General features: G+C 66.9%; 1 protein-coding gene. It reads left to right on the top strand.

Annotated features, from left to right (window positions below):
* Positions 1-241: 241 nt before the first annotated feature.
* Positions 242-1,441 carry an IS110 family transposase gene (locus tag AB0F44_RS30050; RefSeq protein WP_357361014.1) on the top strand — a complete coding sequence of 400 codons (1,200 nt, stop codon included), beginning with the start codon at positions 242-244 and terminating at the stop codon, positions 1,439-1,441.
* Positions 1,442-1,459 lie beyond the last annotated feature (18 nt).

The following is a 1,459-nucleotide window of genomic DNA, read 5'->3' as shown; positions in this document are numbered from 1 at the left end:
GCGTCATTCTGGGCTACTAGAGGATTCCCGTAGGACCGACGTCCGGCAAGACTCGGTCCAGGTGTCCGGTGGGTTCGCTCTCTTTTGGGCTGCCCACTCGCCCGTGCGGGTGTGGCTCGATTCCGGTTTGCAGCCCCCGGGCACCGCCGACGAGGCGTGGCTCAAGAGGGGACTGCCCAGCTCGTAGTAGCAATGCCCACCTCGCTGTCCACATCGGTACGAGCGCAAGCGGGAGTAGTGCATGGAACAGGTCGTCATCGGGGTCGATCCCCACAAGCTGTCGGCGACGATCGAGGTCGTCGACATGCATGAGGAACTGATCGGATCAGGTCGCTTCAGCACCGACCAAGCCGGGTACTGCGCGATGCGCGCCTACGCCAAGGCATGGCCGGATCGAGTCTGGGCGGTCGAGGGAGCCAACGGTGCCGGTCGTCCGCTCGCCCAGCGCCTCCTCGAGGCTGGTGAACAGGTCGTTGATGTGCCGGCCAAGCTCGCCGCGAGGGTGCGGCTCTTCGACACCGGTCACAACCGCAAGACCGACGCCCTCGATGCGCACTCGGTGGCGGTCGTGGCCGTGCGGACCTCGAACCTGCGGGTGCTGAAGGTCGACGGCGAGCTCGAGGCGCTGCGGATGCTGGCCGACCGCCGCGAAGCCTTGACCCGTCGACGGGTGCAGACCGTGTGTCGACTCCAGGCGCTCTTGGCCGAGCTCCTGCCCGGCCAGGCCAAACGAGACATCACCACCGGCCAGGCCAAGGCGATGCTGGCCACCGTGCGGCCCCGTGACATCGCCGGTAAGACCCGTCGACGCATCGCCGCGGAGGAATTGGCCGAGTTGATCGCGGTCGAGACGAAGATCAAGAAGGCCACCGCTGAACTGAAAGCGATGGTCCTAGCGCGAGGGTCGCGGTTGATGGACATCCGTGGTGTTGGTGCTGTCGTGGCGGCCCGCATCCTCGCCGACGTCGGCGACGTCGCCCGGTTCGCCGACCGCAACCGCTTCGCGTCCTGGACAGGAACTGCACCCTTGGACGCCTCCTCTGGCGAGCAGAACAGGCATCGACTTTCACGAGCCGGGAACCGCCGGGTCAATCACATGATCCACATCGCCGCGGTCACCCAGTTACGGCTCGACAGCCAGGGGCGCGCCTACTACCGGCGTAAGAGAGCGGCTGGGAAGAAGCCCCAAGAAGCGCTGCGTTGCCTCAAGCGACGGATCTCAGACGTCATCTACAGACAGCTCGTCGCCGACGCCGACCGAGTCGCTGGCGCGGGCCCGGGAGGGCACTGCGGGGCGTCTCAAGAATCCAGCGCGGTCGACCTGCCCCCGCACATCGACACTTCGGATCAGCCACTCCCGGACCCGCATCCGCGACGCTACGCCGCACCGCCCACTGCCCGGAAGGGGCAGTCCCACAGACCCCTCGCGACCAGCGGTTGACAACAGAGGGGAGCCGAA

Source organism: Nocardioides sp. NPDC023903 (assembly GCF_040639295.1).
GTDB lineage: Bacteria > Actinomycetota > Actinomycetes > Propionibacteriales > Nocardioidaceae > Nocardioides.
The sequence above is the reverse complement of the archived record's forward strand: the minus strand, read 5'-3'. Positions and strand labels throughout refer to the sequence as shown.

Excerpts from the sequence above, each read along its gene's own strand:
- AB0F44_RS30050 (WP_357361014.1), top strand. The coding sequence starts at position 242 with ATGGAACAGGTCGTCATCGGGGTCGATCCCCACAAGCTGTCGGCGACG.